Below are 16037 nucleotides of genomic sequence, written 5' to 3'. Positions count from 1 at the left end.
CCTCCCCGAGCCCACGGGGAGGTGCCGAAGGCGGAGGGGTCATTCTACGAAATTGAGATGCACCCTCCCTCACACGCCCTCTCGCCAATTCGCGACGATCTAACTATGATTGACCTCTCTCGCCTTCAGATATCTACCCTCGTTTTTACCAGCCTGGCGATCGCCACTCCCGCCGCCGCGCAAATCGTCCCCGACGACACCCTTCCGCAAAACTCCACCGTCATCTTGGAAGGCGACAATTTTCAAATCCGGGGCGGAACCGAAGCAGGAAACAACCTGTTTCACAGTTTCGAGGAATTCTCAGTTCCTGAGAACTTCAGAGCATCCTTCGAGAATATTTCAGGAATCGATCGCATTTTCAGCCGCGTCACGGGAAACAACATTTCCCAAATTGACGGTATCCTCGCCGCCAACGGTTCGGCGAGTTTGTTTTTCATCAACCCCAACGGCATTATTTTTGGCGAAAACGCTCAGTTGAACCTCGGCGGCTCTTTTGTCGCCACCACCGCTGACAGCGTTCGCTTTGCTGACGGAACCGCCTTCGACGCTCGCCAACCGTCGCCGCTGCTGTCCGTCACGGCACCGACGGGTTTGCAGTTTGGGGCAACTCCCGGTTCGATTATCAACCGCTCTTCTGCTTCTGCCCCCGAGACGATCTCAGATTCTCGTCAACAGTTGAATAGTGTTGATTTACCTCCTGGCTTAGCGATCGATCCCGAAAACAGCCTAATTTTTGCAGGGGGCGATCTGATTTTCGAGGGAGGCAACCTCACCAGTTTCGGTGGACGCATCGAACTCGGAAGCGTGGCGGGGGCTTCTAACGTGAGCCTTAATCCGACGACTGACGGCTTCAGTTTGGGGTACGAGGAAGTCAGTCAGTTTGGAACGATTCGTTTGTTCGGTCGTTTGTCGGAAACCGGTTTGGTGAGTTCCGTCGTCGATGCCAGCGGTTTGGAATTGTCGGAAAACGCCCCCGGAACCCCTGGCGGTAACGTTCGCGTGGGGGCGGGTCAACTGTTTGTTGAAAATTCAAGTATCACTAACAGTTCGTTTGCCGGAAACGGTGGAACCTTCGCAGTAACGGCAGATACCATCGACATCTCCGGTAGCGTCAACGCCCCGCCAATGCTGCTTCCAGCAGGGCTGTTTACACAAGCAGAAGAATTGGGAAACGCTGGAAACCTAAATATTGACGCGGGAGAACTGACAGTTCGCAACGGCGCACAGATTTCAACGGGAACGTTGGGTTCGGGACAAGGCGGCGATTTGAATATCACAGCGGACAGCATTCTTGTAGAAATCGGCTCGAGACCGCTGATTCGACCGAGTACGATCGTGTCTCAGGTGGAAGCTGTCGCCCCGGACGAACGCTTTCAACCAACGGGACGCTCGGGAGATTTGACGATCGCAACTCGAGAACTCTTGGTTCGCGATGGGGGCTTTGTGGGAACTGCTACCTCGAGTTTTGGCGATGCGGGAAATTTGTCGGTTTCGGCGGATTCGATCGAAGTCAGTGGTTTTGTCGCTGTCGCTGTTGAGGTAGAACCCAATAACGTGGTCTTGAATCCTTCTCGTCTCAGTACCCTCGCCGCACCTGATATGGAAAACCCGCTTCCTCCTCAATTTCTGGGGAAACCGGGCAATTTAACCCTCAATGCGGGTGAGGTTCGAGTGAGCGATCGCGCCGAAATTATTGCAGTCAACGGAAGTGCAAACCTCGGCGGAAATATCGACATCGCGATCGATCGCCTCACCCTTGAAAGGGGGGGACAAATTTCCGCCAATACAGTCGCCAGCGGAAACGGCGGAAACCTCACTGTCACCGCTACGGAATCGATCGATCTAATTGGCACTTCGACTGAAGGGGACATCCCTAGTGGACTATTCGTTCAGTCTCAGGGTATCTTGAATCCTTTTAATGCTGGAGACGGGGGCAATTTGCAGGTTTCCACGCAACGCTTAACAGTTATCGACGGGGCGGCGATTTCTGCTGATACTTTTGCGGTGGGAAACGGGGGCAACGTCACGGTAAATGCCTCGGAGTCGGTTCGGGTTAGCGGTCGATCGAATATTCCCGTGTCTGCGTCCGATGTCTCAATCTTCAATCCCATCATCGACGAGGATGGCTTGCTTCCGAGTCGCATCACTGCCAGAGCGGTGGAGACGGAATTTATAAGAACCGATGTATCTCAAGATGGCAGTCCTACGGAAGTACAGGTGAGCGTTGCCCCAGGCAATGCGGGCAGCGTCAATATTAATACGCCTTTTCTAACTATCGAACGTCTCGCAGAAATTAGCGTCAATGCCGACATCGGAAGCCCGCTCGCCGGAAACGTCACCCTTACCGCCGAAGATGTCCGCATCGAAAACGGCGGGCGACTCACGGGGGAAGCTGCCTCCGGGCAGGGCGGAAACTTGAATATCCTCGAAGCGGACGACGTTCGCTTCCTCGAAAACGCCGACGTTTCCACCACCTCGGGACAACTCGATCGACCGGGAACCGGAGGCAACATCACCATTCGCACGGATACCCTCGTCGGGTTAGAAAATAGTAATATTTCCGCCAATGCTTTCAACGGTGCGGGCGGTTTCGTGCAAATTACCGCCGACGATATCGTTTTAGGGTTAGAAAATTTAAGCCGCGCGGAACTCGAAGAACAGTTCGGTGAAGACCTCACGGATTTCGACCCCGCCCAGGATTCGCGAAATCTCATTACCGCCCTTTCTCTGACCGATCCCGAACTCAGCGGAACCGTCGAGATTGTCGCCCCGGATGTCGATCCCACTCAGGGAGTCGTGGAACTCGAAGATCGCTTCGCCGAAGCTCCCCTCGATCGCAACCCCTGTCAGATCGGCGGTGGAGACAGCGAATTCGTCCAAACTGGGCGCGGTGGCGTACCGCCGACGCCTAACGATGCCCTCTCGGGAAGCCAGCCTTGGGAAGATATTCGATCGATCCCCCTCGACGACACCGACGACGAGACCGACGACACGACCGACGAATCTAACCCCCAACCGCCGATCGATCGCATCGTGGAAGCACAAGGTTGGATAATTAACGAAAACGGAAACCTTCAGCTCTTACCCGCGCCTCAAAGCCCCAATAACCGTTTCCAACAACCGGAAGGGTGCGAACCTAAAACCAACAAATCTAACCAAACAAATCTAACCCCCGGAACCGTTCCCGAAACGATGCCGATTTCCGGCGTTACCCTAGAAGGAAGCACTGTGTTAGAACAAGAGGCGATCGATCGCATCCTCAACAACTACCGCGATCGCCCCCTCAGTTTCGCCGACATCCAACAAGCCGCCGACGAACTCAGCCAACTCTACCGCGATCGAGGCTACATCACCTCCGGCGTCTACGTTCCGCCCCAAACCAGTCGCGACGGAACCCTCATTCTCCAAGCCTCAGAATCGAGATTTGAAGACATCGACATCTCCGTTGACGGACGGCTCAACCCCAGTTATATCCGTTCCCGCCTCGGCGTCGAACCCGGCGATCTCGTCAACCAAACCCAACTGCTGCAAACCCTGCAACTGCTGCAACTCGACGATCGCATCGACACCCTCGCCGCCGAACTCGCCGCCGGAGTGCGCCCAGAAACCAACCGCCTCAGCCTCAACGTCAAAGCCGCCTCCCCCCTCAAAGCCAACATCCGCCTCGACAACAACCGCTCCCCCAGCGTGGGAACCTTCCGCCAACTGGCTCGCTTGCAATTTAACAGCCTTCTCGGATTTGGCGACACCGCCCGCGTCAGCTACGCTCGTACCGACGGAAGCGACGAATGGGGAATCGGCTACAGCGTTCCCATCACCCCCTCCGGCGGAACCGTCAGTTTCAGCTACGACACCGGCGCCAACGAAGTCGTGGAATCTGGCTTTCGTTCCCTCGACATCGAAGCCGACTCTCGCCAGTACGACTTGACGCTTCGTCAACCCCTGTTTCGCGCCGTGGAAGTTCCCGGCGTCGGGAGTCAGCGAAATCGCGTCGAAGAATTCGCCATCGGATTCACCGCCTCCCGTCGAGAAAGTCAAACCTCCATTCTCGGCTACGATTTTCCCCTGTCTCCGGGGGCGGAAGAGGACGGCGAAACCAAGATTTCCGCCCTGCGTTTTTTCCAAGATTGGACGCAACAGGGAAGCAACCATGTCTTCGCGGCGCGATCGGAGTTTAGCGTGGGGGTGAACTGGTTCGACGCCACCACCCACGACGGCGCACCGGATAGCGAGTTTTTCGCGTGGCGGGGACAAACCCAGTGGGTGCGACGGTTGGAAAATGTGGGAAATTCTCTGTTGGTGGTGCGCGGCGACGTGCAGCTTACGCCGGATGCGCTGGTACCTTTCGAGCAGATGAGTTTGGGGGGACAGTCCACGGCTCGAGGCTACCGTCAAGACGCGCTGTTGGCGGACAATGGGATTTTGGGATCGGTGGAGTTGCGGGTTCCGGTGTGGCAAATTCCCCAGTGGGAGGGACAATTGGATATCGTTCCCTTTGTGGATGCGGGGGTGGTTTGGAACAGTGACGATCGCAACGATCCCGAACGGAATACGTTAGTTTCGGCGGGGTTGGGATTGCGGTTTCGTTTGGGCGATCGCTTGCGTCTGGCGTTTGATTGGGGTATTCCTTTTATGGATTTAGAGGATCGAGGGGATTCGTGGCAAGAAGAGGGGTTGTATTTTTCCGTCGAGTCGCGGTTGTTTTAAGCCGGGGTTTGACTATTGGTTTTAAAGGGTTTTGGCGGTGGGTGGCGTTGGGAACGGCGATCGCGGTGTTGGTGGTGACAACGCCTCAAATGGCGAGTTCTCGGGTTTCGGAAACGGTCGAACTGTCGATCGAACCGTTAACCGTGGCGCAGCAAACTGTAAATTCGCAGTTCGATCGCTGGCGATCGAACTATATCAATAACGATTACGAGGCGGCGATATCGATTCTAGAACCGTTACTCGACGATACGGGGAATTCTCGAACCGCGAGGGGGTTAGCCTACAGCTATCTTTCGTTGACGCATCAGAAATTGGGGAATTGGGAAGCGGCGAGAACGGCGATCGATCGCGCAACCGCCCTTATCGGTGTTCCCAGCGCAACCGCTTCTACGAGTACGCAACGGATTTTCGCCGCCACCCTCAACACGCGGGGTCAGTTGCAATTTTCCCTCGGGGAAATGGAGTTGGCTTACGACAGTTGGCGTGAGGCGACGGGAGTGTACCGCCGTCTTTCCGATGAGGAAGGGGTGACGGGGGGATTGCTGAACCAAGCCCAGGCGTTGCAAGCGATGGGATTTGCGCGACGCGCCTGCGATACGGTGTTGCAGGGGTTGGGGGCGTCGGTGCAGCAGTGTCAGGCGTTGGAAGAGGACGAGATACAGGCGCAGATTGAGGAATCGATCGATCGTCTGGAAAATCCGGCGTTGCGGGTAGCCCTGTTGCAGGGATTGGGGAACGGATTGAGATCGATCGGGAAATTTCCCGCCTCGCGAGAGGTTTTGCAACAGGCGCTTGTGGACGTCAGCGGCTTATCGTCTCCCGACTTGCAAAGTTCGGTATGGTTGGATTTGGGAAATACCGAACGGGCGATTTTGACGCGCGATCGCGATTTACGGCGTGGGGGGGAAGAGCGTCGAGGATCGATGCTTGATGCGATCGAGTATTACCAACAAGCGAGATCGATCGCCAATTCGCCCTATTTACAACTCCAATCGCAACTGAATTTACTGAGTTTGCTCGTCGAACCCGCTTTAGGAAGTGGGGAAACCTTTGACAATTTACCGGAAATCGAGCCATTGGCGCGTCAGAGTCTCGCCGCCATTCGGGAGTTGAAGATCGGGCGCACCACGCTGAACGCTCGGGCGAATTTAGCCTGTAGTGTCATCGGGTGCGATCGACTCGAACGCAACGAACCCCCTGAATCTTTGATTTTACCCTTTACAGAAATCGAATCGCTCTTAACGGTTTCGGATGTAGATGTAGACTTATACGCTCTCAGTGACGAACGCACAGTTTCTTACCTGTTGGGAACGTTAGGAAAACTCTACGAGCGTCAAAATGAAACCTTAGACCAAGCCGAAAACGCCACCCAAAAAGCCCTCGAACTCGCCATACAAGGGGGAGAGTTAGATTTAGCCTATCAGTGGCAATGGCAACTCGGTCGTATTTTAAACCGACAGAATGCGGGAAGTGAAAGGGCAATTTCTGCCTACGAAAACGCCGTCGAACAATTAGAAGGATTGCGCCAAGACTTAACTCGGTTTGACTTAGCCTCTCGCATCTCGTTTCGACAAAAAATCGAACCGGTTTATCGCCAGTTTTTTGAAGTGGCGTTACAAGAAGAGACCCCGAGTCAAGAACAGCTTGAAAAAGTCAGAGCGAGACTGAGCGATTTCCAACTGGCGGAATTAGAAAATTACTTACAATGTAGTTTGCAAGAAGACGGAGCCAAATCCCTCGATGAAATTGCCGCTGAGAATCGCGCCGCTATTTTATATCCCGTTATTTTACCACAAAAAATCGCGGTGATTGCCAAGCTTCCGGGGGTCGATCGACTCATTTTCACCGCCACCGAAATTTCCGAAACGGAGGTACTCCGAAAAATTCAGGAGTTTCGCAAATCGTTACAACAACCGAATATTAACCGAACCAATCTCGAACTCTCGAGAGCGTTTTTTGAGTGGTTAATTCACCCCATCGAATCGCACCCAGAATTCCAAGCCGAAGATATCGAAACCTTAGTATTTGTTCCCGATACGCGGCTGCGTAATATTCCCATGTCGGCGTTGCGCTATGAAGATTGCGACGATGGGAAGTGTTACTTAATTCAAAAATACGCGATCGCCATGAATTTGGGAATTTCCCTGAAGAATCCGCAACCCTTGCGCGATCGCGAAATGACGGTGTTAATGGGAGGACTCATTGAAGGAATTCCCGAACGACAGCTCGAAGCATTAGAATATGTAGAAAGCGAATTAGACGCGATCGAGGCGACACTTGAGGCGACGGGAGACTTGCGCGATCGCAGTTTTATCCGTCCAAATTTAGAATTTTTACTCAACAATCGATCGAGTGCGATCATCCACCTCGCCACTCACGGAAAATTCAGTTCCGAACCCGAATCAACTCTACTTTCAACCTGGTACGAAGATATTTACCTTCAAGATATCGCAGCAATTTTTCAAACCCAACGCCAGAATCAAGAAGAACCCATCGAACTGTTAGTTTTAAGTGCGTGTGAAACCGGAGTTGAAGATACGCGAGCCACGTTAGGTTTAGCGGGGGTTTCCGTACAGTCAGGAGCGCGGAGTACCTTAGCCTCATTGTGGAACGTCAACGAGCGATCGAGCGCCATTCTCATGGACGATTTTTATCGAAATTTGACCGATTCCACTATTACTAACAAAGCCAAGGCTTTACAAGCCGCTCAAATTGAAATGCTAGAGAACGAAAATTCCTTCTACAGCATTCCACTCCACTGGGCACCTTATATTTTGATTGGAAATTGGCTTTAGTTTTCCGAATAGATAGCCACGATGGGAATATCGCGATAGGCGTCTAAATTCGCTGATTCTAACAAAGCGTTCCAATCCTCAGCAATCGTTGCGTTAGCGGGGGTGCGGAAATAACGAGTTCCCACAGCCGTCAAGATATCGTACCAAATTCCCATTTCCTCGAGATTAAAAATCTGAGTACGAATCGCGTCGTAACTCCTGTGTGTCTCCGAAAATTCTATCCAATCCGGCGCGACATCTTCCGACGTAAAACGAACCTGCTGAATCACCCCACCAATGGTAATATTTAAAGCCGGAACATCTGGATTACAAATCAACGAAAATACCCAGCGATAACGGCGATTGACTTCTGGAATCGAGGGAAGTTTCACGCCGATAATTCCCGGCTGACTGGGAAGTTCAAACTGGATGGTGTCGATTTCTAAATTGTTTTCATCCAAAAGACTTAATTCAGCCTGAAGGGGAGCGAGATAGGGAACGTAAAACCATAAAGTTGGCGTGTTGAGAAGCGTGAAAGTATTCGATCGAGTCATTACTTCTCTAGGAAAAGGCGATGTCGGATCCTCTCGAAAACTCGAAGCCACGAGTAGTTTAAGATTCAACGCTTCCTCCGGTAGACGACAGGCTTCTAAATCACCGGAAGGGGGTTTCGGCGCAGTCGGTTCAGTTTGTACGTCTTCTATATTTTCACTTCTCTGAGATGAGGTTTCACCTTGCACGATCGGTGAAAATTCTCGTCGTGAAAATTCTCGTCGTGAAAATTCTCGTCGTGAAAATTCTCGTCGTGAAAATTCTCGCAGTGAAAATTCTCGCAGTGAAAATTCTCGATTAATTTCCGGTTGAGCGATAGCAATATGGCTTTCCAAAAGCAACATTAAACCACTTAAAAATGAAAAAATAACGTTCGCTTTGTGAGCCTTAATGCCGTCGATCGACTTAACAATATCCAGAAAGAATTTCAACAAAAGCATCATATTTATTTGATAAATCGTTCGTGAGATAGAGTTTTCAACCGTGAATCGAGTCGAATGCCTTTCGCCCCTACTGTTGTTTTAAATGCCAAACCATTCCCCAACTCGCTGCAAGAGAAAGCACAGCAGGAACGACAGGAATCCACCAACCATAAACCAAATAAATTAGACTAATTCCCCAGAGGCTCAGAATTAAAACAGTCATGGAAATACCCAAAATAACTCGATATTTGTGGCGAACCCATATCATCGTTAAGCCTCCTCCAAAAACCGCCCAAAGCCATACCCAAATCAACTCGATCGATTTCGGCCAATTTTGAATTAAAGGGCGATCGTCTAAAACCGCACTGATAATTTGACTGACTTGATGAGCGGAAAGAAATAGAGAAGGCATCTCCCGTTCTCGATTTCCAAAACGACTAAAATAAATCGGAGTTTTTAAATAACCGTTTTGAGACTTAGCTGTAGCGCTAATTAAAACAATGCGATTCTTGACGAGATCGGGGTCAACCTTTCGATTTAAGACATCGTGGAGTGTCACTGAATCCGCGACGCGATCGCCCGCTCGATAATTTAATAAAACCTCGTATAGGATAGCATTACGGTTATGATAGCCGCCGCTATCTTCCGTCAAACGAGGAAATAAAGTATTGCCAAACTTCAGAGATCCTTTACGTTGTTGATTTTCCAGTGTTTGAGGTGGAAGACTGTCTAACTCGATGTTAAATTGACTTAAATAATGCTGTGCCACTCGTAATTCAAAAGAATACCCCGGATTGCAATCACTATTAGAAGTAGCTCTGAGTATCTGAGTGCGAATAACCCGATCGCGATCGGGATGTACATCGTTAAATCCAATGCGTTGAATATCTCGAACCTCTGGCGGAGGCGCAATCGGCTTAGCATCTGGAGAATTGTTACTCGCCGAGCAGGTGACAATGAGATTAGATGTATTTTGCAGTCGATCGCGAAGTTGTTGATGTTGGGGATACCGCGAATCCACTTCAAAGTGTCGAGTCATCCTCAGTGCAATAGTTTGCGCTCCCAACTCGTCGAGGATTTGCAAAAGCTTGTCTAAATTTCGATCGCTAATCGACGCACCCCGAAGCTCTTGCGACGGTTGAGCTTGGATATCCTCCTCCGTAATCGTCACGATTAACATTCGATTGTCGGGGGGTTCAGCGGGACGCAGTTGCATGAGGCGATCGTAAGCGTGAAGTTCGAGGGGTTCGAGCCAACCGATCGATCGCGTACCCATCACCCAACTCGTCGCCAAAATACTCACCAACGCCAGAGTTTGTAACGGCTTGCGAAAATGGGGTTTGCGCCGAGGCGTCGGTTCGAATCGAAGAGATTCCGTCGCCTCCTCTTCATTCAACTCCAAATCCGATTCTGGCGACAGCCAATCCGTCCAATTTGGTAAGACTTCAATAGGATTTTGACAAATCGTCGGAAGCCAACTCGCACAGGGAAACTCCCCTTCTAACCCCTGTAACTGTTCCCTGGCTTCCCGAACCGCCAAATGAAACGGAACGCCGCGAACCAATCGATCGAGGAAATATTTCAAAAACTCCTGCGCCACGCGATCGGGAACCAATTCCCGCATGACGATCGCGATCGGAATTTGCCAATCGTCAATTTTCTGCGCCAATCCCAACCCATCACAGGAATTGAAAATCGCCAGCTTCAACCCGCGATCGACCGCTTTCCGCAAGCCATACCAAAGGTCTTTAAGCTCCAAACTTTCCTCGGGATTAATATAAATTTTACCCGTTTCCCCTTCCGTTTCACTATGTCCGGCGAAAAAGATAATATCCCAAGCTTGCTCCCAGAGTTTATCGTTAATCTCTTGACGTTTCGGCTCCGGTAAAAACGTCACTTCCGCGTTCGGTAAATTTTCGAGAAACTGGCGATCGCGCTTGACATTAATCCCTTCTTGGTGTCCTAAAATCGCTAAAATTTTGACCTTGGAATTGGGAGATTTTCGCTTTCTCGAACCTCGCGCCGCCACCAAGGGACTGAACGTAATTTCCGAACGCTGATAATTTTTATAAAACCCCCAGTAGTGCCAAGGTAACTTTTGTACGTCGCGATCGTCCGTGCGAATCGTGATATAAATATCGTCGTCTTTATTCAACTCTTCTCGCAGACAGAGTTCTAACTGATAAAACCCTGGAGAATTGAGCCAGGCTCGAAACTGTGTCACCAATCGATCGGCAGATTTCTTACATTCCTCCAAACGTTTAATTTGTCCGTCGTAAATGGCTTTTTTCGGTTTAATCCGAAACTCCCAGCGAAAGCCATCCCAAAAAACGAACCCCTGGCGGTTAAACTCCTCAGAATTTGAAGACCCTCCTTTTCGGCTGTAGGGAGAACCCGCACTTCGATATTTATCCTGCCAATGTTCGCGAGCGGTTTCAAACAAAATGGGATTTCCCGGCAATACTCCCGCTTTTTCAAAGTGGGGGCGATGGTTATTTTTGCCAATTTCCAGAGTAATTTTAAACCCTTTTTGTTTGAGGTTTCCTTCAAATTTTAAAACGACGTTTTGAGTCATTGCACACAGCCCTCTATTCAGTTGTATCGTTTTGTTTTAGCCACAAAAATCTTGACATAAATCACACCGAATGAATTGAATAGTTCGATTATCTCAAACACACTAATGTTAATATTTTTAGAGTCTAGTAATTCAAAAAGTCAGAGTTTTTTAAACTGTAAACTCTTCAAAAAAGTCGATTCGATCGAACTGCATTTTTACGCCAAATATTTCACCGATTTCCGCACTAAATTCCAGTTGAATCTGCTGAGTTTCGCGGGTCGTCGCTTGCATGACCACTTCCCGATCGCCATCGAGAACCATCAAGCGTAAATTCCTCGGAAGATACGCCGTTTCGTCTAAAGAGGCAATTCTAACCCATATATCCATCTCGTTCAGGTGTAGAGAGGATTTGAAGCCCAAAAACAAGCCGATTTCGCTCTCGCCCCCCAAAGCAAGCTGTCGCGTCAGTTCCAGATAATGACAAGGCTGTTTGCGAAATCTCGAGGGAGGTTCAGGGGAACTCAAACGCCACAGCGACGAAGGCGGTGTATCGGGCGAGATCTTCCCGTTCAGCCAATGACTGAGGGGAATCGTCGAAATCTGGTGGGATCGTTCAGTAGGAGTCATAACTTCAGGAGCGAGCATCTCTATAGTTCTCTCGGCTAAAACCCGCACTGTTTTACGGCGATCGCTCGCTTTTGTAACTAATCTTTACAAATGTACCTCGATCGCCCCCCAGAAAACCCCAGAAAAACCCTTTTTCCCCTCAAGACAAGTCCTTCAAAATCCGATACGCCTCGAGGAAACGTCCCCCCATCAACGACGCCACCCCATCGAGAATCCGCAACTCCGATATCGTGGAATCGAGAGCGAGGGCGCGATCGATCGCCCGTTGCGCCGCGACGGGGTGCCAATCCGCCAAATTCACCACCGCCAAATACCCATAAGCATAGGGATTCTGTCCGTCGAGTTCCACCACCCGCTCGAAGGCTGCGATCGCCTTGTCCGCCCGTTTCTGCAACACCCACGCCAACCCCACCCCATAAGCCCAATCCACCCGCTGGGGATACTCTTCGAGGCGAGATTCCAAGGCCACGATCGATCGATCGAGATAAGCCTGCACCGGGTCGTATTGATTAATCCGCCCAATTTCCGCAAACACCCAATCCATCGCCTCCGTTCCCTGGGGTAACGCCGCCGCCAACCCTCGAAATTGCGTTTCCCAATCCAACTCCGGGGCTTCCACCGCAGACACCGCCCCATCGAGGGTTATCGACACCGACGGAACCGCGATCACCTCCGTCAAACCCGTTTTCAAATCCAAATACCGCGCCTCGAGGCTGTAAGTTCCCGGCGGTAACGACGCCGGAGGATACATCGCCGTCCGTTCCGTCACCTCAAACCGACAGCGATGGGGGTCCTTCTGACAAACCGCGTCGCCGGGGTACGGTTGCGCCATCAAAAACCCCGACGCAATAGCGCGATCGTGCAACCAAAACGCCGAAGGGTCTCGACTGTCCGTCTTCCGCCAGGTTACCAACACCATCCCCCCCGTCAACTTATCCCAAGACCCCGACCACTGATAAGTCACCGGAACCGGAGACCCCGGCGGAACCCGAGGCGGAACCCTCACGCTCTCGAGACGGAGACGGGGCGGCGGTGTGGGGGTTTCCGTGGCGGTAATCCTCACCAACGGCGTTTGACGGCGATAGAGATTTAACCGTTCGCCGTCGGGAAGGGGGAACTGACGGTGAAGCGAAAACGCGCCGCTTCCTTCGACGAGTTCCACCGTGGCGTTATAGGCGTCGGGAACCGAACCGGGATCGCCCGTTTTCGTGACGAACCAAGACAGCGATCGAACATCTTGAAGAACCTGGCTCGATCGTACCCCCACCTGACGCCCGTAAACCTGGAAATTCGCCAAAGCCCCGTAATAATTCAAATTATGCTGGTTCACCGCAGGCGTAGAAGGTAACACCCCCAACGTCGTCTGCAAATAGGGGTCAGTGCGAGTAATCTCCTCAATCACCGCCCCATGAGGAAACGGTTCGCCCCGATAAACCCGAGTCGTCGCCGGGTCGAATTCCGTCGTCGGACGCAGGGAAATTACCGCCAACCCCGTCGCCGCGATCGCCGTTCCCCAACGGACGCGCCACCCCCATCCCGTCAACCCGTAAGCCATCAGCGTCGCCAACACCGGGAGATAGGGGAGACTATAGCGCCAATCCTTATTAATATTCACCGAACAGAGGAGATAGGCTCCGACGAGGAAGACAGCGAGCCATTTGAGAGATGAAGAGATGTCCGGATGAGGAGATGACGAGGGAACGCCGGGAGATTGGCGTTTTTTTCGAGTCCAGAAGAGTTTGAACAGTCCGGCCATCGATACCGCCAGTAACAGCCAAGAGACTTGTTCGGGAAGGATTTCTAAATAATACGTCCAGGCTTTGAGGCGGTTTAAAGCGGGGTCGCCTTCAGCGATAGCCGAATCGATCGTAGCGCGTTTGCTGGAGGTGAGAACCAGCAACCAGTTGGCGCGATACCACCATCCCCACACCAACGCCGATACACCGAAACTGGCGATAAATTGCAGCAGTTTTTCCCAACGCCGCGAAATCAGGAGTTCTGCAAAAACCCAGAAAATGGGAACCGTCAGAAACAGAGCGATCGACTGTTTCAGGAGAATTCCCGCCCCCAACGCCAAGCCCCACAACACCGCCAACATCCAACTGCGGCGTCGATTTCCCGCCCCGTTGCGCCAGAGGGTGAGACTCAAAAACGCCAACGCGGTCACCGCAGCCAGGGGATAATCGAGAAGGAAGTCCAGACGAACGGCGATAAGCCCCGGAAACAGCAGAGAGAGTAAAGCTGACCCAATTCCGACGCGAGGCGAAAATAAATGGCGTCCCAAGCCGTAGACGCTAGCGAGGAGAATTCCGCTAAAAAAGAGATTGACGAGGGTAGTGCGATCGAATCCCGTTCCAAAGAGGTTATGAATCGGAACCGTGGCGATGTACGTCAGCGGTGGAATTTTCGACGATAACAGCCACAATTGCGTCCACCACTGAGCCGAAAACCACTCCGGCGTCTGAAACGCTTTCCAATAATTGAGGGTTCCCGTGAGATAATCCGCCCGATCCCAATCCGGAACCCGGCGATCGCACCCAAACCAGAGTCGATCGACCATGGCCGCCATCGCCCAAAGTCCCAACAATAGCCGAGCGGGTTGTCGATAAATTCTCCCAAACAGCGATTTCAAGCGATCGACCGTAAATTTTTGCATCCTTGCCTCAATTTCGTCTGGGTGGGTCTCGAGTATCTTGGTATTGTGAAGCCAGTGGTTTACAGCAGATTCGATGAAACACGCTCTGATAGCTCGACTGACGCAAGCCTTAGCGATTCCGGCGATCGCCATAACGCTGCAAACGATCGCGACTCCCGCTCGAGCGCAAAATAACCTCTACAACCCCTCATTACTTCCGCCGAGCGGCGAGGTCAACGGAACCTTATCCGAAGAAGACATTCCCACCGGACAAGGCGGTTTCGCCCACGATTATCTCGTGCAATTAGAAGAAGGCGATCAAATCACGATCGACGTTCTCTCCGACAGCTTCGACACCATCGTGTCGCTCATGACTCCCGACGGTTTAACCATCGCCGAAAACGACGACGGCCTCGACGGAACCACCAATTCCCTCCTGTTCGCCCGCATTACGCGATCGGGAACCTACATCGTCCGCGTTCGCGCCTTTGGCGCCGCCGGTTCCGGACCCTTTGACTTGAAAGTAACTCGCCTGCGTCCGATTTAGGAGATGATGGGATGAGGGGGTGATGGGACGATCGAGAAATCTCCTCATCTCCTCATCTCAGTTTCGATCGCTCAATTGAATGCGAGGATCGACCGCTTTCAGGAGTAAATCCGCTAACAGGTTTCCCACGATGAGCATGACTGCACCCATCATCAAACTGGCCATCACCACATAAAGATCCTGGGAACGAACCGCTTCGAGAACCAAACGACCCAATCCCGGCCAGTTAAAGAAATACTCAGCGATAAACGCGCCGCCGAGCAAATTAGCGAACTCGAACCCCAACAGCGTAATTAACGGGTTTACCGCATTGCGGAGGGCGTGAACGTAAATGACCTTATTCTCTGGAAGTCCCTTAGCGCGGGCGGTGCGGATGTAGTCTTGGCGGAGAACGTCGAGGAGTTGTCCCCGCATCAACCGCTGCAATCCGGCGAAACTGGTAATGCTCAACGCCACCGTCGGGAGAAAAGCGTGCCACGCGATATCGACAGCTTTTCCCAAGGGCGAGAGATCCTCGTGAAACACGCTCGTCATATTACCCACGGGAAACAGCGGCGTGAGGTTTTGCGCCAGAATCAGCAGCAACAAGGCGGTGATGAAACTGGGAAATCCCTGTCCGGCGTAGCTGATCGATCGCAACACACGATCGAGAAGGGTATTTTGGCGAACCGCCGCCACAATTCCCAAAGGAATAGCGATCGCCCACGTCAACACCAACGAGGCGATCGATAACAGCAGCGTATTCGCCACCCGTTCCCCAATCAGCGACGTCACGTCTTTCTGATACATAAAACTTCGCCCGAAATTTCCCTCCGTGACAATTTGCCTCAGCCAGTTCCAATATTGAACGATGGCGGGTTCGTCCAATCCGAACTGCTGCTTGAGTTGCGCCAGGAGTTCCGGCGAAATCGTCGGATCGCGACTGAGAACGTCTAAATAGTCCCCCGGAGCCAGTTGAACCACCGTGAAACACAACGCCGACGCCAATACCAGCGTAAACACCGCTTGTCCGAGGCGTTTAACGGTATACATTAGCGTCTCGTTCGCCATCAGTTGCGCCGTCGCGTTAGCAAGCTGCACGAGGATAGTTCGAAGCGTCGGCTTGTTCGTCGAAGTCATGGCGATTGAGGAATCTGGAGTAATGGAATCTTGAGGGTTTGACTCAAGTAAAACTTTCGGTAGCTTGGAATCCCCGTCGCTTTAGCGCGGGGAGGAA

At 51.9% G+C, this 16037-nt stretch carries 8 protein-coding genes; 3 read left to right on the top strand and 5 right to left on the bottom strand.

The window, feature by feature from the left end:
- Positions 1-105 precede the first annotated feature (105 nt).
- Positions 106-4707: a ShlB/FhaC/HecB family hemolysin secretion/activation protein gene (locus ACP5D4_RS12410; protein ID WP_428011936.1), complete on the top strand. Its 4602-nt coding sequence runs from the start codon at positions 106-108 to the stop codon at positions 4705-4707.
- An 8-nt stretch (positions 4708-4715) separates the two neighbouring features.
- Complete coding sequence (locus tag ACP5D4_RS12405; RefSeq protein WP_428011935.1) at positions 4716-7502, top strand: CHAT domain-containing protein; 2787 nt, start codon at positions 4716-4718, stop codon at positions 7500-7502.
- Here the strand turns inward: ACP5D4_RS12405 and ACP5D4_RS12400 are convergent.
- The 4 genes from ACP5D4_RS12400 to ACP5D4_RS12385 form a co-directional block, all read right to left on the bottom strand.
- Positions 7499-8035, bottom strand: coding sequence for a DUF928 domain-containing protein (locus tag ACP5D4_RS12400; RefSeq protein ID WP_428011934.1), 537 nt, complete (start codon positions 8033-8035; stop codon positions 7499-7501). The two genes, ACP5D4_RS12405 and ACP5D4_RS12400, sit on opposite strands and share 4 nt — an antisense overlap.
- 508 nt (positions 8036-8543) lie before the next feature.
- A complete protein-coding gene (locus tag ACP5D4_RS12395; protein WP_428011933.1) occupies positions 8544-11030 on the bottom strand; it encodes a CHASE2 domain-containing protein in 2487 nt (828 codons plus the stop codon).
- A 150-nt stretch (positions 11031-11180) separates the two neighbouring features.
- Positions 11181-11639, bottom strand: a complete 459-nt coding sequence (locus tag ACP5D4_RS12390) for a DUF1822 family protein (RefSeq protein ID WP_428011932.1) — start codon at positions 11637-11639, stop codon at positions 11181-11183.
- Positions 11640-11778: 139 nt separating this feature from the next.
- The gene (locus ACP5D4_RS12385; RefSeq protein ID WP_428011931.1) at positions 11779-14295 is read right to left on the bottom strand and encodes a phospholipid carrier-dependent glycosyltransferase; all 2517 of its coding nucleotides are present in this window, start codon (positions 14293-14295) and stop codon (positions 11779-11781) included.
- A gap of 73 nt (positions 14296-14368) precedes the next feature.
- Here ACP5D4_RS12385 and ACP5D4_RS12380 point away from each other — a divergent pair, with 73 nt between their 5' ends.
- Positions 14369-14821 carry a PPC domain-containing protein gene (locus ACP5D4_RS12380; protein ID WP_428011930.1) on the top strand — a complete coding sequence of 151 codons (453 nt, stop codon included), beginning with the start codon at positions 14369-14371 and terminating at the stop codon, positions 14819-14821.
- A gap of 57 nt (positions 14822-14878) precedes the next feature.
- On the opposite strand, the gene ACP5D4_RS12375 is transcribed toward ACP5D4_RS12380, so the two are convergent.
- Positions 14879-15871, bottom strand: coding sequence for an ABC transporter permease (locus ACP5D4_RS12375; RefSeq protein WP_428011942.1), 993 nt, complete (start codon positions 15869-15871; stop codon positions 14879-14881).
- Positions 15872-16037 lie beyond the last annotated feature (166 nt).

The organism is Baaleninema sp., from assembly GCF_049974805.1.
Classification (GTDB): domain Bacteria; phylum Cyanobacteriota; class Cyanobacteriia; order Cyanobacteriales; family Geitlerinemataceae; genus Baaleninema.
The sequence above is the reverse complement of the archived record's forward strand: the minus strand, read 5'-3'. Positions and strand labels throughout refer to the sequence as shown.

Excerpts from the sequence above, each read along its gene's own strand:
- ACP5D4_RS12390 (WP_428011932.1), bottom strand. The coding sequence starts at position 11,639 with ATGACTCCTACTGAACGATCCCACCAGATTTCGACGATTCCCCTCAGT.
- ACP5D4_RS12395 (WP_428011933.1), bottom strand. The coding sequence starts at position 11,030 with ATGACTCAAAACGTCGTTTTAAAATTTGAAGGAAACCTCAAACAAAAA.
- ACP5D4_RS12400 (WP_428011934.1), bottom strand. The coding sequence starts at position 8,035 with ATGACTCGATCGAATACTTTCACGCTTCTCAACACGCCAACTTTATGG.
- ACP5D4_RS12385 (WP_428011931.1), bottom strand. The coding sequence starts at position 14,295 with ATGCAAAAATTTACGGTCGATCGCTTGAAATCGCTGTTTGGGAGAATT.
- ACP5D4_RS12380 (WP_428011930.1), top strand. The coding sequence starts at position 14,369 with ATGAAACACGCTCTGATAGCTCGACTGACGCAAGCCTTAGCGATTCCG.
- ACP5D4_RS12375 (WP_428011942.1), bottom strand. The coding sequence starts at position 15,871 with ATGGCGAACGAGACGCTAATGTATACCGTTAAACGCCTCGGACAAGCG.
- ACP5D4_RS12410 (WP_428011936.1), top strand. The coding sequence starts at position 106 with ATGATTGACCTCTCTCGCCTTCAGATATCTACCCTCGTTTTTACCAGC.